Raw genomic sequence first — 21678 nt, 5'->3', positions numbered from 1 at the left:
TCTCGGACTTCGACTAGGCGGCTGCTGGGGTGCGGGCTGCCCGGCGCGCCGCAATGCGCTTCTGGATGCGCTCGCGCGCGGCCAATGCTTCTTCGCCGGAGCTGGGGAGCGACAGCTTGATCTGGTTCACCCTGCGCAGTTCGTGTTCGTGCATCCAGTCCATAACCGATTCCGCGGTCCCCACGTCCTGGTAGCTGCGCGGGCCGCCCAAGCCCATCTCAGCCCGGGAGCCGAATTGCTGGCGCTGCTCTGCCAGATGGCTGATAGCTCTCATCTCTGCGAGCATCTCGTCGAAGCTGAAGCGAGCGCGCATGTGTTCGCGAATGTCCATGTCGCTGATCTGGAGCATGGGATCATCCAGGGCAACTACTGCGTCCGGTAGGAGGTGCGCCGGGCAGAGGGCTAGAGCAGAGCTTGCTGGGGGCGTTTGCGCCGAGAAGGTCAAGCTGGACTGAGTGGGAGCGTGGGTGCGTTGCATGGGATAGCCTCCTGAAGTAATGAGGCTATCTTCAGGGCAGGCTCACTGTGCCAGAACCGCTGAGCGCACACTTCGCGCACAGGATGGTCACGTCGATTGTTTGAACGATGATTCGGGGCCATGCCTGAACAGGTATTGGAAACCGGTATTGTGGCGTGGCGGGAAGCCCCCTTGGGAACCAAGAGTAAGGTTCCAAACTGGTGCTCCCGCCATCCTGTTGATCAAAAGAGGCCTTGTTGGTGTGAGAGCCTGGCCATGATCCGGACATCCATCTGCTGGCGCTCCTCTCGCATTGCGGCTTCACGCTGGGCCCCGACGCCGTTGTACTTCTCCACCAGGTAAATCAGGTTGGTGGGAGTCCATGCGTTGCGCCAAATGGTGTTCCAATCGCGGATGACCGAAGCCCTGTCGTCGCTCGGTAGGGCGAAAAACATGCTCCTGGCTTTGCGCCAGACTCGCGCTTCCCGAGCTCGCCAGTTGATCAAGGTTGCATCATCCCTTCGCTGGCGAATCTCCTTCTCGGTTTCCCAGTCGTGCTGTTCCGCTCGGATCATTTCAGCAAAGAGCGGCAAAGCGTTCGCCTCACGTTGCTGCTTTCGCTCGAACAAGGAAGCCTTGCGCTGGTTGAAATCGAGTCGGCGCAAGCGATGAGGAAACGGTTTGAACTTCATTGTAGAACCCCACACGTTGGAATTGAAAAGCCCCAGTTGTTCGGCCGTGCGTCGGGCGGAACATCTTTCGCTTCGATGTGACCAGCAAATCATCGGCGCGAAGCATGCGTGCCAGAACCCATGCGAACCCACTCCGCGATAAGGTCCTCGCACAGGACAATTACATCGAAGGTGGGGTTGATGAAGCTGGGTATGCTGGCGCTGACCTTGGAGTCCGGCATTCGGGTCTGGCAAGCGCCAGCATCGGGAACCAATAATCGGACTTCAACGTGGTGTTCCCACCATTCGCCGTCGATGTAGAAGGCTGGGTCATCGTGCTCGAACAACCAGGGCGTGCTGTCGAGAGGTGCAATGGAAGGTGCCCCCGTGGCCAGCGTCACTTCGAAGGTGTGCCCCTTGTAGGCAACTCGGACGGTATGCGGCTCGTCTGGCCGTTTCATTTGCAGCGCCCGGGCCGCGGCGTCGGTTGTCAGCTGAATCATGGTCACCCCCTTTCATTGAACAGCCTGCTTTTGCGGTAGCAGTGTTGGCGCTAGTCCACCAGGCCCAATTCCACGCACTCTTCGCGCCAGCCAGCCCAGAGGTCTGCCTCTATGGAGGCGTATGTATCCTGGATGTCTTCCCAGTGCGCCTGGCGCTCTTCCTCCTCCGCTAACTCCCTCTCGTACTCACGTTCGATGTGCGCCTGAACTACGGCCTCCGCAGCCTCGTCTGCATCCATCCCCCGGCTCCAGGCCAGCAATAAGGTCTTGGCTTGCCCCTGGGTAGCCTCAGCTACTTGCGAGTAGGAAATTTCCATCAAGGCCGCTACCTGCTTGTCCACCGCCACCAGCCATTTCGTGTACGGCTGATCTAGGGGCGAGGCCGGTTTCAGCCACCCAGCCGAGATCTGACCAATCGAGCCGTTGCGGTAGTTCTCGTAGTACAGCTCCGTGTACAGCTCGTGTGCCAGGTTGTACTGCTCAGCCAACTCAGGCACGTCCAGAAGGAGCAGCGGGGCCCGGGGTCCGTAGTGGCGGTGAATCAGTACGTCATCGCTCGCCAGCTGGTGGACGGCGTCATATGCCTCCTGCAACGCCTCCTCGGCCTGGGAATCACACCCTTCGATGCTGGAGAAGACAGCTACGTTGATCCACAGGGAGCGTGCGGCGAGTGCTTTTTCGAATGCGGGGTTCATGAGGCGGCTCCGTGACTGGGTTAGGTCTGATGGAGCCATCATCGGACGTGCCTGGCTGTGCCAGAACCTCCAACGTAAGTCGGCCAATGCCGGGCAAGGCGATCACCCCGGAAATCAGTCAGAACCGAAGATTGGTAGCCAATCGGCATACCAAGCAGGCGCGATTTGCGCCGTGGCTGAGGAGCAATATGCGGAGCTGCACCGCAAATATGCGCAGGACCGGGCGAAATATTCGGAGCACCTTCGAATGTATGCGGACCACCTCCGCACATTACGGCCGCCGGCGGAACCTAGAACGGGTTTTCCTTCATCAGCTGCCGGCAGTCCTCGAGCACCAGGTCGTAGTGATCATTGGAAGAAATCAGTCGTTCATGTCGAATAATCGAGAGTGGATCTCTCTCGTTCGGCTCCTCCGTTAGGTTCAGGAAGGTTACGACCATGCGGTGGTACCACCACTCTACGTTTTCCCCCGCGGCGGGCTGTACCAACGTATTGGTTCCCGATGTTTCGGGCTGAACGCATTGCTTCGGGTCTTCGGGGATGAAGGTGACTTTGAAGTCCACCCACCAGCCTTCGCCGCGATGTCGGAGTTCGACAGTATGTTCCTGGTCCTGACGCGGCATGCGCAGCGCCTGGCGGGCGGCCGGGTCGTAGAGGTTCAGCATCGTTCGGAATCTCCTTCTGGTCAGATTGCAGGAGCCCCGGCGCCATTCAGCGCCGAGGAAGGAGGTTCAATTGCTGCAGGGTATCAGGGGGCAGGAGGGGTTACAGCGAAGTGTCCACCCCCGAATCTCGGGGACGATTGTGGAGGCTGTGGTAGATCAGAAGGGGTGTTCTTTCAGGAGCTCATCACAGAGGCGAACGATGATGTCGTAGGGTTCGGCGAAGCTGGGCAGGAGGTTGTAGCTGTCACAGGTGGCCTTCACATCGCCGATCTCCGAGCCGTCATGGTTGCGGATGTGAACCATGATGTGGTGATACCACCACTCTCCGCGCAGCCATCCTTTTGCCTGCTCGTCGGTTACCGGGTGATCGTTGGGGTCTGTGGGTTGGGTGCCATCCTCGTCAGGGAGGAACGTGATGTCGAAGATTCGGCCTTGATATCGCACACGAACTTCCATTTCCTCATCAGGTTGCTGCATGCGCAGAGCCTGACGTGCACCGGCGGTGTTGAGATCGAACATGAAGGCTACTCCGGAGTGTAGTGGTTACAGCAAGCCAATCACCTCGTTCTTGAAAGGCCTGCTTTTGCTCTTGAGCCTCGCATTCTCCCAACCCCGCCCTGTGCCACCAGCTGTTGTCAGGCTGGCGCCTGGGATGCCAAGGGAGTGCCCGCTACCTGATCGCGATGATTCTCCAACCTCGCCACCTGCTCGAACTCAGCCAGGGTGACGCGCCCGCCGGCAGCAGCTCTTGCCATCACGCGATGGCCAACCATGCCAGCCAGGTCGGTTGAATCCGCCAGTTGCTCGGCGGAGCGCTTGAAAATCGCTTGGGTCAGACGCTGCACCAGGACGACCTTCTGGGCTTCTGGCAGATCCGAAGCCATGAAATGCTCCATTGCAAGTATGAACTGGCTCCGGGTTTGCACCGCTTCGGGGGGCACGCGAAGATGGGCGCAAAGCTCCCGTATCGCTGCGTCAACCTCTGGCAGACCGAGGATGCGAATACCACAGGTGTCTTGGAAAGGACGGCCATCAACGATCAGCCGAAGCGTAATGAAATCGCCATCTCCTTTCCCGTCGAAAAATTCCATATGGCCTCTTATGTTCGGCTAGCTGTCATCTCGGACCTGGGGACGGATCGTCCAATTGGCGCAGATATTAAGAATCAAATCCTCCACAATCCCCAAGAGTATTTCGGTGGCGATCGCTCCCTCCTCAGTAATAGGGTCAGACGATAAATTCACAGTAAACCTATCTGCTGTGGCGGCGGACCTTTCGCGCCAAATGTGAGTCATGGCCTCGATGCCGGCCTCGCGACCTATGCACTCCAGAAAAGCCCGCCCAAAACCTTGCTTTCGGAGTTCGCGATCAAGATGAATAGCAACTAACTCGACCTGGATGATCAACTCGCGCTCCACGATTGATACCGAGTGGTCGATTGTCGCTAACCCCTTCAAAACACCGTTTACGTGGAGCTCGTAGCAGGGGACGTCCGAGAAGTCTTTTATCGACATGGGCTCGTCGACCAGGCGCGGTGATGGGAACAGCGTCTGACGCTCCTCGATAGTCGTCATCTGGAACGTCACCATCACTTTATCGTCTTTGTTCCCGCTCCTTCTGGGCTGGCCCCACGCATCCACAAAGCGCGGTGGCATCCCAATATCCTCACAATCAATCACATCATGGCTCATAAGCGGGGGCTTCCTCATGCTCAACGCTAGTCGATCTCAAGGGCGAGGCCCAGGTATTGGATGGAGACTGAGGCTCTCCCTCAAGTGGAAGCGTCAGCAGTGACTGCCCAGCCTCTGCGAGTTCAACCTGCGCTTGAGCATGGTCATAGCGGACAACGGCGATCGCGCCGGTAGGGATCATCCTGGCTTTGTTGAAACAGGTGACAGCTACATCGGCATCGGTTAGGAGTGCCTCCACTGCCTCGGTACTGAGGAAGCCGAGCACCTGCAGGTCGCCGGTGGAGCTTGAGCGCGATTCGTCTACCCCATTCCAGGCGGCAATGGCTTCTGCCTCGGAGTCCTTGATTGGGCCGCGCGCTCCACAGCACTGGCACTGGATGAAATGGCCCGCCAGACTCTGTTCGGCGAGCAAGTTGATGGTCTTGCAGTACGGGCAACGAGCGTTCTGTTGGCTCATCCGTCGCTCCTTTTGCGAGTTGATTCCGATGTTAGGCGGCAGGTGAAGGTTTCTGGATGGCACTGGCTGCTTGAGCCTTGGCCATCGACAGCTTGATGTGTGGTGCTACGCGCTCAGCCGGCAGATCCATACAGATGACCTCATCGGGAAGGTTCACCAAGTGGTGGATGATGTAACGGCACGGCGTCTTGTGGTTGATCACATCAAAGAGCGATTGCCTGTCCCGGCGCTCTACTCGCTTGAGTAAACGCTTCGCCGTTGCCACGACGGCAGCGTCGGTCCGATGGTAAGTGGCTGCCAACGCGAGGCAGAGAATTACGTCTAATGGGCGCATAGGGTTCCTCACGATAGGAAGGCCGGAGCCCCGGATACTACCGGGGGACCGGTGTCATTCAGAGCCAAAGTGGTGGGCTGTAATCCACAGCTGGCGCGGGGTTAGCCAGTCACGGTGGAGTTATCCACGCTTGCGGTGCCGGCAAAGAACTTCTCGATAGATTCCTTGCACTCGATGTAGAAGGGGCCTTGCCAGTCGCGTACCCACTCAGGTGCGAGCCGAGCGTGAATGAAACCGTCAGACTCGTGGGTGTTGTCCATGATCGCCAATACATAGGGCCGGTCCATCGCAAGGACCTCGGGCGTCACGTCAATCTGCGTAGGGCCAGGGTCTACGCCTACCGCGTTGTCGTTCTGCCAGGCTTGAGGATGAAAAGTTGCGTAAACCCGGGGCCCATCTTCCGAGGTGTCATCGTTGGCCAGGTATTGTGCGAGCGGAGCAGTTACCGGTGGGAATGAGGGTTGCCTTGCGGGTGGAACAGCCTCGAGCAGGAAAATTACCTCTCGACCTTCAGACGTCCTGTCCTGGCCGTAGCCGGCGCAGATTCCCTCCAGGATCTCCAGTTCGGCCGTCTCTGCAAGACGGAGCAACTCCCCGCTGGTGTCGGCGACCAGGGTTTTGGGCACCATGCCCAGATCGCTCAAGGCATCCAGGAACTCTCCTAGGCCACCTTCCTGCTCCAGTCGTGGGGATAGGTACTTCAGGTATTCGATCAGCGCTTCTCGTTTGCTGCTGAAGAAGAGCGGCCCCTGGATTGCGTCCATGGCGGGCTCACCCAGTGGATAGTCTGCAAACACCAAGCACCACTGTTCGGGTATCGGATACGTGATGTGGGGCTGTTGCGTCATGGTGTACTCCGCGTCTGTGTCGATGGAGTCCATGTTCATGTCTGGCGGAGGGTGCCAGAAGCCGGGCATTGCGAGTATCTGGGCCAGGCGGGTCGCCAATACTGGTCTTCGGTGCCCAACAATCGTATTGGAGGCCCGCCCAGCCCACACTACAGCGTGATCCCCTTCAACTGGTTGTTCAGGACAGCCTCAAGCTGATCGCCGAACCGCGATTGGAGGGCGTGCTCCGTCTTCTCGTTGTACAACGCGAGGATCAGACGGAACGTTCCTTCCTCGTCACCTCGGATGCGGAACAAGGTGTTGGACTTCAAGAGCGGCTTCGCCTTGTTGAACCACTCCACCTCGTCAGCCATTTGCGGTAGAGCCTGCTCCAGGAATTCGTGGGTATCGCTGGCGTCGATCCGAGAAGCAGCCTCGAGGTTGAGCTGATACCCGTGCTCCTTCAACGTCTTTACCATTGCCACTTGCTGGATGGAGTCGATCTCGATCGACAGGGGCTTTTCTTCACCCGGGTCCTGAACGCTCCCCAACCGCTTCCCCTTGAGGAATACGATGCAGGACCAAGCCAGATTTTCGCCCTCACCATCTTCGTGAGTGTGCAGGTCCTTCAGCCGTATGCGGGCAGCAGAGATGGCTTTGAGGTTGTTGATGGTTGTTTCCATGTGAGATGCCTTTGTGGTTTATGGCATCTACATCCTCAATGGCGTCTCTGCGTGCCAGAATCACCCTCTGTGTAGATCCATCTCCCCCCACAACCTAGGGAACCATGCACCCGTGCTGGAGCAAGAAATCAACTCATGGCCGGCAGTCAGCCGTCACCCGCGAGTCAGTTCCACTGTCTTGGTCATCGGCAGCAGAAATGCGCCGGAGTGTGAGGTCGCAAAGGTCTTCGTGACCTGTACTGAAGTGATCACCCCGCACGAGGCAGGTTTCCGAATCGAGTACACAGCCTCAGGCAGCAGCCATGCCTTGACTGGTAAGGGGAGCCTGGCTGCAGGTGTGAACAGGAGCATGAACACGGTGTCGATCGGAGCCAGCGACGGCTTCAACCGTGGGTTCATCACGGTAACGCCTGATGCCCTCCAAGGGCACCGTTTGGGGACCTATCTCATGTGGCGAGTGGTGCAGTTCCTGCACCAATTTCCAGATGCACAGGTTAACCCCATCAGGTTGAGCGATGCCCAAGCATACGAGTCCAATCACGTGCGCAGAAACCGGTTCTACGAGCAGATCGGTCTCCAGTTCGATTATTACGATGGGAAGCATGAGAACGGTAGATCGCGACCGGTGCGCGCCGGTGACCTCATCCTTGTCGAGACCTGGAAACAGAACATTCAAGAACTGGGAATGGCCGACTATCTCAAGCACCAAGACAGCCACGTACGTGGTCTGTGCCACGAGATCAGCACGCTGGCGAATCGCTGCAGTAGCCTTCAAAACGCTCTTGATGATGCGCGTCGACGTCCCATCCGGTGGGGAGTTGTCACCTTCATCGCTAAGCATCTGCACATCATCGGGCCGGCGGTCCTTGTCATGATGGCGGCTTTGGCCGCCTATAGGGCCCTTAACGGCGATTCCAGCTGAGACGATTGGTTCGACCTGAAAACGTCTCCTAGGCCCCGCGGCGGGCCTTCCTGGGCCATCTCCTCCCTCATTCGCTCGACTTGGGCAAATGCGCTGTGTTCGCCTCGGTGATACGAGTCCCAGCACGGTTCCGCCCGTTCGAGGGCCTGGTCCAGGGCCAAAACGAAGTTCACCAACTCGAAACCATCGCGCAGCTGGTGCCTCGCACCGACCTCATGAAGGTCACCGAGATCAATTACCAAGCTTCCCTGCCAACGTTTCGCCCTGAATCTCCAATCAGCCGACTGGAGACGCCGGGTAATAGTCGCCTGGTGGTAAGACGGAAGGCTCTCCAGAACCGAAGCTAGGGTGCGAATTTGTGCGAATCGCCTCCTCCACGACTCACAAACGTGGTCGGTATGTTCCTGGTCTCGTCTCGCGATCCTGTCCAGATATTCGGTAACGGTAAGATTCCCGACCTGGACCTGCCAAAGCCATCCTTGTTGCTCCCTGGGGAGGTAGCTGGGGCTGGTAGCCACCAGAATCGGTATCAGGAGGTGGACGCACTTAGCCCGGTTCAGGTGTTCAACAAGGGCGCCCACATCTACGGATTCAGCCAGGACCCAATCCGGCTCAAGACCTTGCATTTCGTCTTGAATCCGCAGGCACACCTTCTGGGTATCCTCAAGGCATGAAACCAGAAGCTCGGGGCCGAATGCGCCGGCCTCGAAGCTCAGCGGTAGTCGCGCGACCCGATGGGGGAGGGCAAGTGCCTGGGTGAGGGGAGAAGTCAGCTTCCGTCCACCTGAAAACAGACGTTCAAATCTGGCACCGAGGCGGGCCCGCAACCTCTCGTCAAAATCTCCAGCCTCATGTTGGATCTGCTTCACCCAGGGGGCCGCGGCGAAGCACTTATCAAAGGCCTCAAACTGCCGTTTGGTGTAGTTACCCTCACGTCCAGCTGGGATCAGAAACCAGCCAGCCTCTAGGGCACGTACTACGTCATTGGTTGCTTCGTCAGAATCCTTCCACATCCCTTTGAGGCGCAGCCGGGCGGTACGAAGGTGCATCGGGCAGACCAGTGCATCACGGTTGATTGGGTACATGCTGTTGTCTCCTATGTAGCCTCCATATTCCAGGGACGGGCGCTGTGCCAGAACCTGTCTCTGACCTTGAACAGCCCTCAGGACGGATTCCGACCTGCACCGCCGGGATGGTGTAGGGATTCGTCAGCAGAGGAAATTCCTTCCCACGCGAATTCGCGGGCAGCGGAAAAGGGGCACCCAAAGGACACTATTAGGGTGAGGAGATCCTCCCCAATGATCAGTTCTGTAAACCACGCTTTGCAAACAACCTGGTGGGTACAAGTGCGGCCGAGGCCAAGCCTTCGTCACCGCGATGCGTTTATCCAACTCCTAGCTTCCGCAACCCACATTCTGAGAGACGTCGATGGCAGCTATGTCACTGGAGTACAAGACGTCCTCACCGCAATCCGTAAGGCGCCCTCGTTGACTGAGGCCGTATTTTCTGAGGTCGATCGCATGATGGAAGAGCTTCAATCCGCAAGCCGGCGAGTGAATGACGCAGCCGCTGAAACGTCAGGGCCGGTGGCGCTATTCGTCCCTGGCTTTGGGGTCAGGGCGCAAGAGTTAGCTCGTGGCCTCCAAGGTATGGGGGCGAAGGTCATCACGCTCTGCCACCAGATCCCCTTCAACCCCGAAGATGAGGCCGGAATTCGCCGCTCCAGTATGCTCATCGTCGGTGACGGAGTGCTCAACGATCCAGAGGCCATCCCCTTCATCTCCAAGATCGTGATGACCTCTGAGTCTGATGCCCTGGTCGTGCTTGTCGTGGAGTCCTGCCCTCTGACATTCGAGCAGCGTCGGACAGCCACGGAGCTCGGACAAGTTCGTATCCTGGGACTCGATGATGACATCCGCAACTTGCGCTCCCTATTCCGGAGCCGAAATCGTGACATCGAGATCGAAGGGTATCGGGTGCTGCTTCTGGATGACTCCAGGACCGATGCCTACCTCGCCCGGAAATTCCTCACCGAGGAAGGCCTGATCGTTGAGCACATCCAGCATCCAAGCCAAGTGCTGGAAGCTCTATCCCGATTCCGACCTGATGTTTTGGTGACTGACTTCCACATGCCGGAGGCGAACGGGGACGTCGTTGCCTCGATCATCAGGCAGGACAGGGACGCCACCATTCCCATTATTTTCCTGAGCCGGGAGTCCAACGCCGAGAAGCAACTGCTCGCCTTGTCCCGAGGGGCGGACGGCTTCGTCCAGAAACCTCTGAAGCGAGGAGCCTTCATCAAGGCGTTGAAGTCGATAATCAGCAGGTCCAAGGGATTGGAGTCCAGGATGAGAAGAGACCCCCTGACGAACCTCCTGAATCACGGCCAATTTATGGCGTCCGCCGCGACTGTTCTTGCCGAAGGCCCGCCAAGTTCGTTGGTTCTGATCGACATCGATCATTTCAAGTCGGTCAACGATACCTTTGGCCATCCAGTGGGGGATAGGGTGCTGGTTGGCCTGGCCGAGGTGCTCACCGATTCGCTGCGGACTGATGACTATGTCGGGCGGCTTGGGGGAGAGGAATTCGGCATTGTCATGGTAGGTGCCAATCCAAGCCAGGCGAAAATGGTTGTGGATCGGCTGCGGTCCATCTTTACCACGATTCAGTTCCAGTCCGAAGATGGGACCTCGTTCAGTTGCTCGTTCAGTGCCGGTGTTGCGATTCTGAATGTAAGCGTGAAGGAAGCGCACCGTGCCGCCGATGAAGCGCTCTACAGTGCGAAACGGAGTGGGCGAGATCGTGTTGAGATCGCCTTGCTTGGATAACTTATCCGCAAAATGAAAGCCCCGCACTCTGCGGGGCTTTTGGTTTCCAGTCTTCAGGCCTGGAGTGTGGTGTTGCGCGGCTGAAACTCCCGCACATTGTCCGGTCGGGTGCTTGGCGGTTGTTCGTCCAGGGACGATGTTTGGGAGTGATCATCCTCTTCCACAGGTTCGGCCTCATGGACGAGCCCGAGCAGCGCGCGCTCCATCATCTCGTCGGTATCGAACTCCGCTATGGGGAAATCAAGCGGCATCTCGACCTTCTCAAGCAGGTGTTTGATGTCTCCATGGGTGAGGCAAGGCTGAATACGCATCAGGCGTACGAGTTGGATAATGGCCTCTTTGTTCATCTCAACGGCAGCCATGCAACGCGACCATACGTTCTTGCGGATCATCGCCAGGCGTGAAGCCTTCAGCGTTGCTTCGGCATCATTTGCTGGCCTGTAGAACGCATGGCGGCCGTCGCCCAACATCAAGAACTTCGAAGCAAGGTCGTCGAACGACTGCAGGTCATCGAAGGCTGCTTCGCTTGCGGTGCCGCGGATGACCTGTTCTGCTGCGCTACCAATCAGAAGCATGTGCATGCGCCAATTGATGAATTGGCCAGTAGCAATCAGGTTCATGTCCGAGAAGATCTTGGCGGTACGGGCATTGAGATCGAGGTCTGCGTAGAAACTGCCATCGATCAGGCAATTGCTGCCTTTGTAAGCGATGATCCGTGCGGCTTGGTGTATGGCCAAGCGTGTTGTATCAGCCATTGTCACCTGAAAGGCCGGCCGTTGGGCTGGCGTCTGCGCGAACGTTTCAGGGAGAGCAAGTGCTTTAGACATCCCGGAAATCGGGTCCGTGGTTTCTGGCTTGGTCTCTTTCTTGGAGGACGTAGCCCAATAGGCGCCTCCCAGCAGGGCAGCAACCAGGAGGGCAGAGATGCTGAAACCCAGGTTGTCTGTCACCGCTCTGTAAATGCCAGCTGCGCCTACGTAGGTTGCCAGTCCTGCTGATGCTGTTGCCCAAACGAAGTGAAGGCCGCGAGCGAAACCATCGCTCATCGACTTCCCCAGCTTCCCGGGATCGGCTTTAACAATCGCCGACACCAGGAAAGCGAAAGCAATCACGATGGAGAGGACGATGGCAGCCGTCGTTGCCGTCTCTACGAGATCACTCGGTCTGTCCTTATAAGTGAACACGGCCAGTACATACAGACCAACTACCAGGCACGACAAAAGGAACGGAGGTACCCAACCCGGCAGCAGCCGGGTTGCCTCCTTTAAATTGCTGAGACTGCTCATCATCCCTCCTTTCTTATGCCTGGGCTTCAGCGGCTGCTTCCGGAGCCGGAGTAGCTTCCTTCACCGCTGGTGCAGTAGGTTTCTGTGGCTTGGAAGCCGCGCCCGCTGGCTGTTGAGGTTTGCCATTAGGTTTCTGGCCGGCGGCGGTCTTCTGTTGCTGACCCTGAGGTTTGGCGTTGCTGCCTTGCTTCTGCTGACCGGTCTGAGTTGCCTTGGCGGTGCCCTGGGCTTGAGCTTGTTGCTCTCCACCCTTTTTCGCTTTCTGGAGGACAGGTTTAGGGGCTTGCTTCGATTGGCCAGACTGTTGCGCGGATCGAGCGGACTGCCCGCCGCCGTTCCGGTTGAGGTTCAGGTCTTTGTTCACCTCTCGCATTTCGGCATCGAACGCGTTCAAGGCGCGCTCGAATCGGTCCGCAGCCTCATTTGCTCGGCGCCGAGTCTCAGGTGAGCCGGCCATTTTCATCTGGAGGATCGTGGTATCAACGCGGGAGGCTTGGATTGCCATGCCCACCAGGGTTGCAGATCGTTCGCCAGTGATCCGAACCTCTTTGGTCGGGTGTAGAGCTTCATTGCTGCGTTCATCAGCCATTGTTGTCACCTTGGTTGCTTGGGCCAAAAGACCGGAGCCAGGTCCAGTGCGCAGTGCGCTGGACGCAGGAGTTGAAGAATTCCTCAAGGTCGCGTGAGTGCTTGAGATATGAGGCGGTGTCGTCAGGCACCAAAGCGCCCCACACATCAACCCAGAAGAGATGGGCAGCCTTGTGGGGCAGGTAGCAGACCTCGATGTGTCGATACTCCGGCGTACGGAGGTAGATCTTGCCGATGTAAAGGACCAGCGTGACCGAGAGGATCAACGTGAGGATCTGACGAACAGGGCTGCTTGCTTTTCCTTCAGCCATTGACGGTTTCCTGTGTGAGCGTGATGCGGAAGCCTGTGCGTTTGAGGACCAAGGCAAGAGCCTCGTCGAGATCAAAGCCACCATCGACCAGTGAGGAGAGGAGGCGCACCGAGGCGACGTCCTTAGGCTCACTGACTCCTAAGGTTTGGCTCCAGTCCTTCCAGTGCTTTGTTGAAACTGGGGTAAGCATGGGAACGATCGCGTGGATCTTTCGAATGCCGGAAATGTTCGGGGGAGATTCCGATGCATAGGTGTGGCACATGCGAGCCAGGAACTCGCCTGCGTTCATCCTGGAGGCAATGAGCTTCTCGAACTCGGCGGTGCGTCCAGCTTTTCGGAGTGCATCAGGGTCATCCATGCCTTGGCCAAGCGGGACGATGGCTGTGACGATGCCAGCAGGTTCGCAGTTTCTGATCGAGACGATTCCGCCTTCATAACCCGCGATGTCGCCGTCCACCATATGTGCCACCTCGGTGACACCTTCACCTGCGAGGAAGGCCGCCTGACCAGCATTGATGGAAGCCTGCCCAATAGCGGTACCCCAGAACCCCATGAACTGGATCGACCAGCCATCGAAAGTACCCTCAACAGCAATTAGGGGACCGGGCTTCCTCATGCTGAACAGATACGGGGTGTCCTTCTTGAGCGAGTCGGCGAACATATACTTCTTGTTCCATCGATCGCCTTTGCCGGAAGGCAGGCGTCCCCAGAGACGAACGTCCCCATCAGGATGCGGCCAGTAACCGATGACACGATTGTTCATCGTTCGCCGGTACTTCGAAGGGTTGTTCTCCTCGACCAAGATGTATCCCTTGGCGATGGCTACTTCCCGGGAGATACCGCGCTCCTCGAGTAAAGCCAGAACCTCTTCGGGGGACGAATAGACGCCAAGTCGCATCGTCGCCATCTGCTCATCGTTGTAACCACGATCCGTCTGCAGCTGCTGAAGAAGGTCCGGATACTTGCGGGCCAGGATTTGGGTCGCTTGGATAATGGCGCGCCCTGGGGAGAGGGGGGCAGGGGAGCCATTGATACGACCTTCAGGATTTTTGTTCGAAGGGGGGTCAACTCGGGCCAGTTCGCATAGGCGCTCTACGATCTCCTTCCTCGAGTAGCCCGATTTCTCCATCACGTCCCACAGCGACGTCGACTCGCCACAGTTCTTCTTACGCGGACAATGGATCAAGTGGGTTCCAGGATGATGGAAGGCCTCATGCATTCCGCAGGCCGGGCAGAGCATCCGGTATGTCCCTGAGGTCTGAAGCTTTGTCGGCTTCAGGTGGTCGAGCAAGCCTGCCGAGACTGCATCTATTTCGGGATACACCTTTTCATGGAGGAATTCGGTTATTGACTGGCGCTGCATTCGGCTGCTCCTGTCGAAACCGCTCGGATGAACTCCTTCGAGGCGCCAGCCTCACTGGCTATCTCAGCTAGCTTTCGCTTCAGGCCGCGACGTACCTTCCATGTCTGCTTTCTTGAGATCTTCAGGATCTCAGCAATCGCGCCGGACTCCTGATTCTCAATAACAGCCAGCCGCAGGATGTGGTGCTCTCGGGCAGAAAGAAGGTGGCGGATCTGTTCGATGTATTGGTGGCAGGTTTGGCCCGTCTCGTCCGGTAGAAGGACCCCATCAGCCAGAAATTGAGGTGCGTATTCCAACGCCTCAGAAAACTGTGCAGATGCGAGCATGTAGTCGGACTGCAGAGAATGGGAGCGAGGACCAAGTTCGGTTACTAGGTCACCCATATTGATAGCCGAGCTGCCAGGAACTTCAGCAAGCACATCCCCGCGTCCGTCCCAACGTATGTAGTTGAGAGCCGCGCCGATGATATGGGCAGCACGTTGATGAGGCTCGACATCTTGATAAAGCTCGATCGCGGAAGCGACGGCCTTGTAGAGCCCGATCTGCAGGATGGACAGGATCTCGTCGTCCGTCAGGCTGACGCGCAGCTTTGAACGAACCTCAGCGATCCACTGTGGTCTTGACTCGGGATGGCAGACGACTTCCCACGGATCGAGCTGCGCGAACTCCTCGCGTGACAATCCCGTCAGCCAATTATTGCGCTGTGAGCGCATGGCCCCTCCTCCGGCAAGAACAGCCGGTCCTAAGCGTCGCGGTGTCGGAAGCCGACACCGCAACAATCTCCAATCGGCTGATTGCCAATTGGCCCCCCCCTCAAACAGTGAGTGCAGCTTTTTCAGCTGTCACTGCACCAACTCCAGTGGCCATCCGCAGATTGTCCGCTGGTAGTTCGCGGCGATTTTATGGGGCAAGAAAAGGACAGGCAACCCAAAAAAGGTGGCTGAAATCCCGCGAAATAGGCGGGTCCGAGGCCGATTTGGTGACATGCGCGCCTAGTTTGTGTGGGCTGGGTCAAAGCCATGGTATGGCGCAACGCCAGTATTCATCAGGGTTTTGGCGCCTGAAAACCGTCAGCGCGTGACACGTTGGTTTTAGCTGCTGGCTGGAAATTGCACCGATCGTCGTTAAGGTCGGGAATGTGTAAATGGGAGTACAAAACTGATGATCGGTGTACACAGCGATGCAATGAAGGCTGTAGCGGGGCATCACGCCTTCGGCGCGCAGAGAGTGAGGGGTTGGTTGGTGGAAAGCGTGGACGGTGTCCCGTCAATAATCGCTCTGGTCTATCAGGACAATGGCGACGTGTGCGCAGAGGTGGTCTGGATGGACCACACCCATGCAGCAGATCTCGACCTCATTGTTGCTTATCTGAATGAAAGAGCTGGCGGGGGAGAGCACCTGGTTGGTGCCCTTCGCAACATCTACTGCGGTGCGCGGCCAATTGATGCTGGTACGAAACTGGGTTTTAACGGCAGCACTAAGCACTGAGTGAGCCCTTGGTCTGCTTCCTATATAGAGGGGAGCTTGGGCGCTACCCTGATGACAGCGCCAAGTCCACAAGAACGTCCCCCTTACCAGGCTGCTCAGCAGGGCAGGCAGCAATCCTTCTGCGCCGGTTAACCGAACAAGCCATCGTGCCAGCGCTCGCCTTGGCATCAAGACCTTGGCCATCCTCAATGGGCTACACGAAGTAGCCCACTGCGTGCGCCCGTAAGCGGCATCAGGCCTTCCCTTGCAGTACGACGGCAATCCCGAGGTCGTAACACAGATCAGTGACCACCGCGGCGGGGGGAGTCAGCACCCGCTGAAATGGGAGGACCACCGCGGCTGGTTTAACCCTCTGGATCTCATTGAGGACCTCGATCAACTGCTCTGTCCTGGTTCCAGATGCTGGCCGGTACTCCCTTAAGTGGACGTCTTTCAATAGCGGCATGGTTGTCACGTCACCGCCAAGTCCAATCCCGTCAACAACGCACGTGATGTATAGGGCAATGGCTTTCTGCGTATCTAAGCCAGCTCGGTAGTTATCGAGCGTGCTTCGGTACCAATAGGGCCTGCCACTGCCTGACACCTCGTCAGGAGGGAGAACGGTGTTGCGCAGTTTCCGCATGGTGGGCCGAGAAATGTGGAGGTGGTTAGCAGCCTGGACGGTGGAGAGTCGTTCCATATTGGGGAAATTGGGCAAGTGCCTTGAAGAAGCAAAATCCTAAGAAATCCGTACTATTACATTAGACGGGGTTTTAACCAAAAATAGGGGAACGCAGTCGGCCCGCGTCCTGCCGTTTCAATGGTGAATTGCTTGCCTAATTTACCCAAAAAACCTACTGAAGAGGTCATTTTGCGAAATTCTGGCTCTCGAAGGCGTTCGTGTGGGGCCATAAATGTCGTAATGGGGCGGGATAAGGGATTTAAGGGCCGGTGTTTGCCTGGAGATGCCTAGAAAGGACGGCTAAGGGCATTTATGGGTGATTTTCAGACTCATTGCGGCAACGGAATTTAGATCGGATTCCGGGCGTAAAAGGGCGTGAAATGGGCCTTACGGGGCGATATGGGGGAGTTCTAGGGCGGGAAAAGGATGGTTGCGCCGGTTAAGGCCGATTAGAGGCGAATAAGGGGAGAAGAAAATGCCCAGAATTTCCGAAAATTACAGAAAACATTCAGTAGGGTGACTTTTGAAGAAGGAAATCCGTGATGCCCTGGCTAAAGGGTATGTTGATGAGTACGAGCACTCGGTAAGGCGCCGGTCAGAGACATTTCTGGCGCTCCTCAATTCCCTGCGTACCGCAGCCCGGTCTGCTACCGAAAAGCTCATGCAGCTTGAAATCGCTCTTTCACGTTTTCCAATTGAGCAAGACGGGAGAACCATCTCCACATTCTGGAAATGGAGAGCCTCCCGAAAATCGTCTGGCTCTCTCCGGCTCTACCTTAAGTGCAACGAGCGGATTGAGGGGCGACTGCAGAGCTACCGAAAGGCCATCCTTCCTGATGCCGAGCCTGACGTAATCGATCTGCTAACTTCGCTCCTGGGGAAACGGCTTACCACTGAATTTCTCAACGACCTGGGTGACCTTCTCCACTTTTCAGAACGTGTGAGTCGATGGGCGCATACGTTGGGAATGCCTCTAGACATCGACGTCGTTCGCTTTGGCTCGGTGATCAGCGCTTGGGTTGGTGCGATTGAACGGCTGGGGGGCAGCGCTCCAATGAAGCTTGAAACCTTGATTGGCCGTTTCGAGTTGGTCGACTCAGAACTTCAGGAGGCCTTAATCGAGTTCAACCAGGCCAGGCAACCTGTACGATATAGGTCGATCATCTGCCGCCAGGATGTCGATCAAAGTGATCCGCTGGGCCCATCGCAGCCGATCTTCAGGGTGGTCAGAATTTTTAATCGGGTCACTGGGGCCCGGAAAACTGAGCCGATCGAAGAGTTCAAGCGGAGCATGCTCCGCGCGGAGATGAAAGCGAGCTTGGCTAAAGAGTTGGGTCGAAACCCGACACCTGGTGAGGTAGCTGAAGCAATAGGGCGTCAGAAGAGGAGGCCGCCGACGCAGTGGATCACGAGTGATGTCATCTCTCACTGCTACCTGGGTAAGCATTCAGGCAGCATCCTTAGGCAACAAAAAACTATCGCAGCGTCTATGGATGAATGGCTCGCACTACGCGGCCTTTTTCAAGCGTTGCTTTGACCATGAGGGGATTTAATGTCTATGAAGCTTGAGCAATTGGTTGCCATAGATCTGGGCAACGGCTCGACGAGCTACAAGGCCGGTAACGATGCCAGCGGGGAATATCCATCCTTGGTTGCACCCTATGCCGGCAGCAGTCTTGGTGGAGCCCTCAGTCGGGAAGTCTTCACCACGAAGAACGGTCGTCGCTACCTGGTGGGTGATGATTGCAGGGAAGAGGGTGCGCGCTCTCGAAGCACAGACTCGAGCTTCTACAAATCCGACGAGATTCGAGTGCTCTTTCTGAAGGTGCTGAAGGATGCGAACATCAAGAACCCGGTCATCGCTACAGGATTGCCGACCGAATTCTTCGCCACCCACGCGGCTGAGTTCGAGGCCGATCTGAAAAAGTGGGCACGAGAAGACGGCTACCATCCTGAGCTGGTCAAGATCCTTCCCCAGTTCGCTGGCCCATGGTTCGATCCAGAGCTCGAGGACGAAGATGGTAACCCGCTTGATCCCAACGAAATGGTCAAAGGTAAGTACGGCATCATCGATATCGGCTACGGCACCATCGACGGTGGGCAGTTCAATAATGGTCGTGTCAGTGATATCCGATACGGCGAATCCAGTGGAGTCTCTGACATCCACAAAGCGATCTACACCTCTCTGAGTAACCCTGAGCAGTTGAACGAGCTCATCACGAAGAAGGGAGCGAAGCTTCCGAAAAACTTCGCATTAGACAACCAGATCAACGAGTACACGATGGATGTCTGGCTGAGGGAAGGCCACTTCATCTGGCGTGGAACCAAGATCGATATGGAACCGATCAGCTTTCCCGCACGCCAGGCTTTCACCGATCAGACCATTCCTCGCTTCATCAAGCAGTTGTGGGGCTCAACTGATTTCCTGAAAGGGATGGTAGCCGCCGGCGGTGGAACTACCGTTCTTGGCCGCACTCTCTTGAAGCGCCACATCACCTGCCCGATCTACAGCGCAAAAGACCCTGACAAGTCGATTGTCCGCGGGTACTACCGCTTCATGGTCAGTCAGTATTTCAAAGAGCATGCTTTGATCCGCCAGGGGTAACGCACAGATGAGCAAAGTCGTGATCCGAGCGGAGCTCATCCCTGGCCACCACGATGCGTTGATCGAAGCCCTGGGCCAACATGGGCCCAGAGCCGGAAATCAGATGGTGTTCAGCATTTCAGCGGCCTGCCAGAAACAGTGGCCTGTCACGTTGAGTGACTTCACCCCGCCGGCGCATTCTGACGAGCGCGCAGTCGAGGTGAAGATGACTCTGAGAGAGGATTACTACCCCGAACTCTTCCGCCTCTACAAAGGCTTGGGGCATGGCAATCGGCAAACTGTCTTCCTCAACATGCTCAACCGCCACGTGTCGTTGAGCTTTGGTGCTCCAGAAGCGGTGATGCAGGCAATGACAGATTATGCTCTTGCCAGATCGTGCCCCGAATCTACACGGACGATGTTGAGTCAAGATGCTGCCGCTGGGGTGGCTGAGCCGTCCGGAAATCCCAGGCAAGATGAGCCAGTGGGGCATGCGAACTCGGTCGCTAGCGCGATCTCGGCTGCTCCGCAAGACGTGACGCCTGAACCTCCGGCTCCTTTATTCGTGCCTGACCCCATGGCATCAGTGGACATAGGCCTCTGAGACTGGCAATAAAAAAGGCTATCTGGAACTCCCGATAGCCTTTTTTTATCTGAATTTACTCGGGCAGGTGAACCCAGAAAAGGCCGTCAGCTCGAGCAGAGAGCTTGATTTTCGGACGCTCTTTTGCAAACCAGCGAAGGGCGTACTTAAAGAAGCCAGCGTTGTCCGCAGAGATAGGGGGATTCGTGCTGGCGATCGAGGTGATGGCAGCATCGACAAGCAGGGTGTCCCTATCGCGAAGGTGAACCTCGTATGTGACAGTCTCACGCGGTCGAGCGACGGCCGTAGAGCCAACCAGGTCCATGAAGTCCTGCAGGCGTAGAGCTTCGAAATTCGCACCCTGGCCCAAAGTGTTGGCCAGGCGTTTCACAAACGCATTCTTCGTCGTAGGCCATTCCGAGAGCATTTCGTTCACCGAAAATGCATCGTCTTGCTGAAGGTAGCTGGTGTCTGTATCGAAATCGAAGTCGTTGTTCATCTGAATGCTGCGCATTGGATTCACCAAAAAATTTCAGGTGTTGGGCTGGTGGCACACGTTCGGACCCGTAACCTAAGCAGAACGAACCAGTGCTTTCCGGTACACCTTCATGTTTGAAAACCAGCCATCTGCGACCTTGACGACCCCCCCAACGCAAATCTCGCCGGCGCGGGCCTGATGAAGATTCTCGTTGTAGTTACCGCTCACAGGGATTGGGTGGATACCGTGGATCGCAAGAGTCTCTCTTACCGCCTTGGCCGACTCTTCATCCAACCCGGGCAGCATGTCGATAGCCTGAATTATCGATTCTTCAGTCTCATCCGTTTCTACCTGAGGTGCGAACGGCATGAGGATCTGCTGAACCGAATTTCGTGGGTACGCACGGCCGACCTCTGGCACCAGAGGAGCAACCTTTGTGACTCGGGACATTACCGTTTCGGGCGTTACCGACCAGGGGCGTGGAGCAATCACTTCAGCCGCCGGAGTCACCAACTCAACGGCGTAGGGGATAAGCGTAAGTGGAGAACCTACGGCCGCTCGGCGAATCAGGTTCCCAACGATGTCAAGGACATAGCAGGGAACCGACTCTTCGTTGATTTGGAAGTGAAGCGATCCAATCATCCTGAAATATCCTCAAGGATCTTGGCGATATCCTGGACCGCCTTGTCCTCCATGCTGGTGCCAAAGTATGCATGGTTGGGGAAGGTGGTGTACTGGGCTGGGCGAGCCCCGGTCAATGAGACTGTCTTCGGGTCCACGTCCATTTCCTCCACTACAGCGCGAAGAATGGTATGTGGTGTTGCGGCGTTACCGGTTTGAGGAAGCCAAGCGCGTACGACTTCATTGTCGGGGTTGACCAGAAAAACCATCGTTGGCCACCAGTCGTAGAACGCCGACGATTCGTCTGCACCAAATCCCTGTGCCAGCATCGTCCGTTGATTCATCTGGCCCCACTCGTTGTCAGGGAAGTAGCTGTAAGGGGCGAGCCACTCTTTGAACGATACCTTACCGCGCTCTTTCAGCCGTAGGGCCGGCGAGTAGTAGTAGTGGTCGACACACTCCCGGAATCCAGTGCCACATTCGTCTCCGAAGAATGTCATCCCAACGCCATGGTCACGTTGAGCTGTACGCACAGTGGACATAGGCATCTGGCCATACGACAGATAATTGATGGACACCGGAAGCCCAGCATTTTTTAGGAGCAGCTTCAGATCCCACATAGCCCGTCCTTCTCGGCGAGCTCGAACATGGCTTTGCTCGGCTTGGCCGGCATTATTAAGCTGTGCCTTTGCATCGGAGTAGGTGTTGGACGCAACCCAAACTGTCCATCCTTCCGATTCCCAGTCCTTGGTTCGTTTGGCACGGAATTCATAGCCATACGTAGCCTTTTTGTTTGGACTGTTCACAATCTCGTAGACGGTTGAGTTAGGCATTTTCCAGTCTGGGTGCCCATCCACCTGACCTGTGGAGGCAACCCCGGCGGCATTGTTCTCGACTTCCCCATTCCCGCATGCGCTTACCAGAAGGCATGCCAGCAACATCATTTTTCCCTTCATCGTTCATTCTCCATCTTCGGATGGCG

Annotated in this window: 27 protein-coding genes; 6 read left to right on the top strand and 21 right to left on the bottom strand. The window is 56.8% G+C overall.

The window, feature by feature from the left end:
* Nucleotides 1-13: 13 nt before the first annotated feature.
* The 12 genes from RN02_RS03050 to RN02_RS02995 form a co-directional block, all read right to left on the bottom strand.
* The gene (locus RN02_RS03050) at nucleotides 14-349 is read right to left on the bottom strand and encodes a hypothetical protein (protein ID WP_019438438.1); all 336 of its coding nucleotides are present in this window, start codon (nucleotides 347-349) and stop codon (nucleotides 14-16) included.
* A gap of 350 nt (nucleotides 350-699) precedes the next feature.
* A complete protein-coding gene (locus RN02_RS03045) occupies nucleotides 700-1149 on the bottom strand; it encodes a hypothetical protein (protein ID WP_010792868.1) in 450 nt (149 codons plus the stop codon).
* An 89-nt stretch (nucleotides 1150-1238) separates the two neighbouring features.
* Entirely contained in the window at nucleotides 1239-1631 is a 393-nt protein-coding gene (locus RN02_RS03040; protein ID WP_010792869.1) for a hypothetical protein, read from the bottom strand.
* A gap of 50 nt (nucleotides 1632-1681) precedes the next feature.
* Nucleotides 1682-2326 (bottom strand): hypothetical protein, encoded by a 645-nt coding sequence (locus RN02_RS03035; protein ID WP_021018566.1) that lies wholly within the window; start codon nucleotides 2324-2326, stop codon nucleotides 1682-1684.
* Between the two features lie 290 nt (nucleotides 2327-2616).
* Nucleotides 2617-2991 (bottom strand): hypothetical protein, encoded by a 375-nt coding sequence (locus RN02_RS03030; protein WP_021018567.1) that lies wholly within the window; start codon nucleotides 2989-2991, stop codon nucleotides 2617-2619.
* A gap of 156 nt (nucleotides 2992-3147) precedes the next feature.
* Entirely contained in the window at nucleotides 3148-3510 is a 363-nt protein-coding gene (locus tag RN02_RS03025; RefSeq protein ID WP_043313012.1) for a hypothetical protein, read from the bottom strand.
* 116 nt (nucleotides 3511-3626) lie between these two features.
* Nucleotides 3627-4082 carry a hypothetical protein gene (locus RN02_RS03020; RefSeq protein ID WP_021018569.1) on the bottom strand — a complete coding sequence of 152 codons (456 nt, stop codon included), beginning with the start codon at nucleotides 4080-4082 and terminating at the stop codon, nucleotides 3627-3629.
* Between the two features lie 18 nt (nucleotides 4083-4100).
* The gene (locus RN02_RS03015) at nucleotides 4101-4682 is read right to left on the bottom strand and encodes a hypothetical protein (RefSeq protein ID WP_021018570.1); all 582 of its coding nucleotides are present in this window, start codon (nucleotides 4680-4682) and stop codon (nucleotides 4101-4103) included.
* On the bottom strand, nucleotides 4672-5139 hold the full coding sequence (locus RN02_RS03010) for a Lar family restriction alleviation protein (RefSeq protein WP_021018571.1): 468 nt from the start codon (nucleotides 5137-5139) through the stop codon (nucleotides 4672-4674). Before RN02_RS03010 ends, RN02_RS03015 begins: the two co-directional genes overlap by 11 nt.
* A 31-nt stretch (nucleotides 5140-5170) precedes the next feature.
* Nucleotides 5171-5473, bottom strand: a complete 303-nt coding sequence (locus tag RN02_RS03005) for a DUF7740 domain-containing protein (protein ID WP_010792875.1) — start codon at nucleotides 5471-5473, stop codon at nucleotides 5171-5173.
* Nucleotides 5474-5574: 101 nt separating this feature from the next.
* Complete coding sequence (locus tag RN02_RS03000; RefSeq protein WP_177331041.1) at nucleotides 5575-6354, bottom strand: hypothetical protein; 780 nt, start codon at nucleotides 6352-6354, stop codon at nucleotides 5575-5577.
* A gap of 116 nt (nucleotides 6355-6470) precedes the next feature.
* Nucleotides 6471-6983 (bottom strand): hypothetical protein, encoded by a 513-nt coding sequence (locus RN02_RS02995; RefSeq protein ID WP_010792877.1) that lies wholly within the window; start codon nucleotides 6981-6983, stop codon nucleotides 6471-6473.
* Nucleotides 6984-7095: 112 nt separating this feature from the next.
* On the opposite strand from RN02_RS02995, the gene RN02_RS02990 reads away from it, so the two are divergent.
* Entirely contained in the window at nucleotides 7096-7905 is an 810-nt protein-coding gene (locus RN02_RS02990; RefSeq protein ID WP_019438440.1) for a hypothetical protein, read from the top strand.
* Here the strand turns inward: RN02_RS02990 and RN02_RS02985 are convergent.
* Complete coding sequence (locus RN02_RS02985; RefSeq protein ID WP_010792879.1) at nucleotides 7875-8990, bottom strand: hypothetical protein; 1116 nt, start codon at nucleotides 8988-8990, stop codon at nucleotides 7875-7877. The two genes, RN02_RS02990 and RN02_RS02985, sit on opposite strands and share 31 nt — an antisense overlap.
* A 402-nt stretch (nucleotides 8991-9392) precedes the next feature.
* Between RN02_RS02985 and RN02_RS02980 the strand changes: the two genes are divergently transcribed.
* Entirely contained in the window at nucleotides 9393-10733 is a 1341-nt protein-coding gene (locus RN02_RS02980; RefSeq protein WP_236695143.1) for a GGDEF domain-containing protein, read from the top strand.
* 53 nt (nucleotides 10734-10786) lie between these two features.
* Here the strand turns inward: RN02_RS02980 and RN02_RS02975 are convergent, their stop codons facing one another.
* The 5 genes from RN02_RS02975 to RN02_RS02955 are packed head-to-tail and all read right to left on the bottom strand — an operon-like array spanning nucleotide 10787 to nucleotide 14994.
* Nucleotides 10787-12019 (bottom strand): hypothetical protein, encoded by a 1233-nt coding sequence (locus RN02_RS02975; RefSeq protein ID WP_010792881.1) that lies wholly within the window; start codon nucleotides 12017-12019, stop codon nucleotides 10787-10789.
* 13 nt (nucleotides 12020-12032) lie between these two features.
* A complete protein-coding gene (locus RN02_RS33090) occupies nucleotides 12033-12608 on the bottom strand; it encodes a hypothetical protein (protein ID WP_019438444.1) in 576 nt (191 codons plus the stop codon).
* Complete coding sequence (locus RN02_RS02965) at nucleotides 12601-12918, bottom strand: hypothetical protein (RefSeq protein WP_010792882.1); 318 nt, start codon at nucleotides 12916-12918, stop codon at nucleotides 12601-12603. The genes RN02_RS33090 and RN02_RS02965 overlap by 8 nt, the downstream gene beginning before the upstream one ends.
* The gene (locus tag RN02_RS02960; RefSeq protein ID WP_010792883.1) at nucleotides 12911-14281 is read right to left on the bottom strand and encodes a hypothetical protein; all 1371 of its coding nucleotides are present in this window, start codon (nucleotides 14279-14281) and stop codon (nucleotides 12911-12913) included. The genes RN02_RS02965 and RN02_RS02960 overlap by 8 nt, the downstream gene beginning before the upstream one ends.
* Complete coding sequence (locus RN02_RS02955; RefSeq protein ID WP_010792884.1) at nucleotides 14263-14994, bottom strand: hypothetical protein; 732 nt, start codon at nucleotides 14992-14994, stop codon at nucleotides 14263-14265. Before RN02_RS02955 ends, RN02_RS02960 begins: the two co-directional genes overlap by 19 nt.
* A gap of 448 nt (nucleotides 14995-15442) precedes the next feature.
* On the opposite strand from RN02_RS02955, the gene RN02_RS32025 reads away from it, so the two are divergent.
* From RN02_RS32025 to RN02_RS02935, 4 genes are all read left to right on the top strand, one after another.
* Entirely contained in the window at nucleotides 15443-15769 is a 327-nt protein-coding gene (locus tag RN02_RS32025; protein ID WP_010792885.1) for a hypothetical protein, read from the top strand.
* A 1184-nt stretch (nucleotides 15770-16953) separates the two neighbouring features.
* Complete coding sequence (locus RN02_RS02945; protein WP_010794288.1) at nucleotides 16954-17967, top strand: hypothetical protein; 1014 nt, start codon at nucleotides 16954-16956, stop codon at nucleotides 17965-17967.
* A 21-nt stretch (nucleotides 17968-17988) separates the two neighbouring features.
* Entirely contained in the window at nucleotides 17989-19035 is a 1047-nt protein-coding gene (locus tag RN02_RS02940) for a ParM/StbA family protein (protein WP_225317896.1), read from the top strand.
* Nucleotides 19036-19042: 7 nt separating this feature from the next.
* Nucleotides 19043-19618 carry a hypothetical protein gene (locus tag RN02_RS02935; protein WP_019438447.1) on the top strand — a complete coding sequence of 192 codons (576 nt, stop codon included), beginning with the start codon at nucleotides 19043-19045 and terminating at the stop codon, nucleotides 19616-19618.
* 55 nt (nucleotides 19619-19673) lie between these two features.
* Here the strand turns inward: RN02_RS02935 and RN02_RS02930 are convergent, their stop codons facing one another.
* From RN02_RS02930 to RN02_RS33085, 3 genes are all read right to left on the bottom strand, one after another.
* Nucleotides 19674-20096 carry a hypothetical protein gene (locus RN02_RS02930; RefSeq protein WP_174218841.1) on the bottom strand — a complete coding sequence of 141 codons (423 nt, stop codon included), beginning with the start codon at nucleotides 20094-20096 and terminating at the stop codon, nucleotides 19674-19676.
* Between the two features lie 72 nt (nucleotides 20097-20168).
* On the bottom strand, nucleotides 20169-20717 hold the full coding sequence (locus tag RN02_RS02925; protein ID WP_019438448.1) for a hypothetical protein: 549 nt from the start codon (nucleotides 20715-20717) through the stop codon (nucleotides 20169-20171).
* Entirely contained in the window at nucleotides 20714-21652 is a 939-nt protein-coding gene (locus tag RN02_RS33085) for a hypothetical protein (RefSeq protein WP_010792890.1), read from the bottom strand. Before RN02_RS33085 ends, RN02_RS02925 begins: the two co-directional genes overlap by 4 nt.
* Nucleotides 21653-21678: the final 26 nt, after the last annotated feature.

Source organism: Pseudomonas sp. PI1, from assembly GCF_000812405.1.
GTDB classification, from domain to species: domain Bacteria; phylum Pseudomonadota; class Gammaproteobacteria; order Pseudomonadales; family Pseudomonadaceae; genus Pseudomonas; species Pseudomonas citronellolis.
The sequence above is the reverse complement of the archived record's forward strand: the minus strand, read 5'-3'. Positions and strand labels throughout refer to the sequence as shown.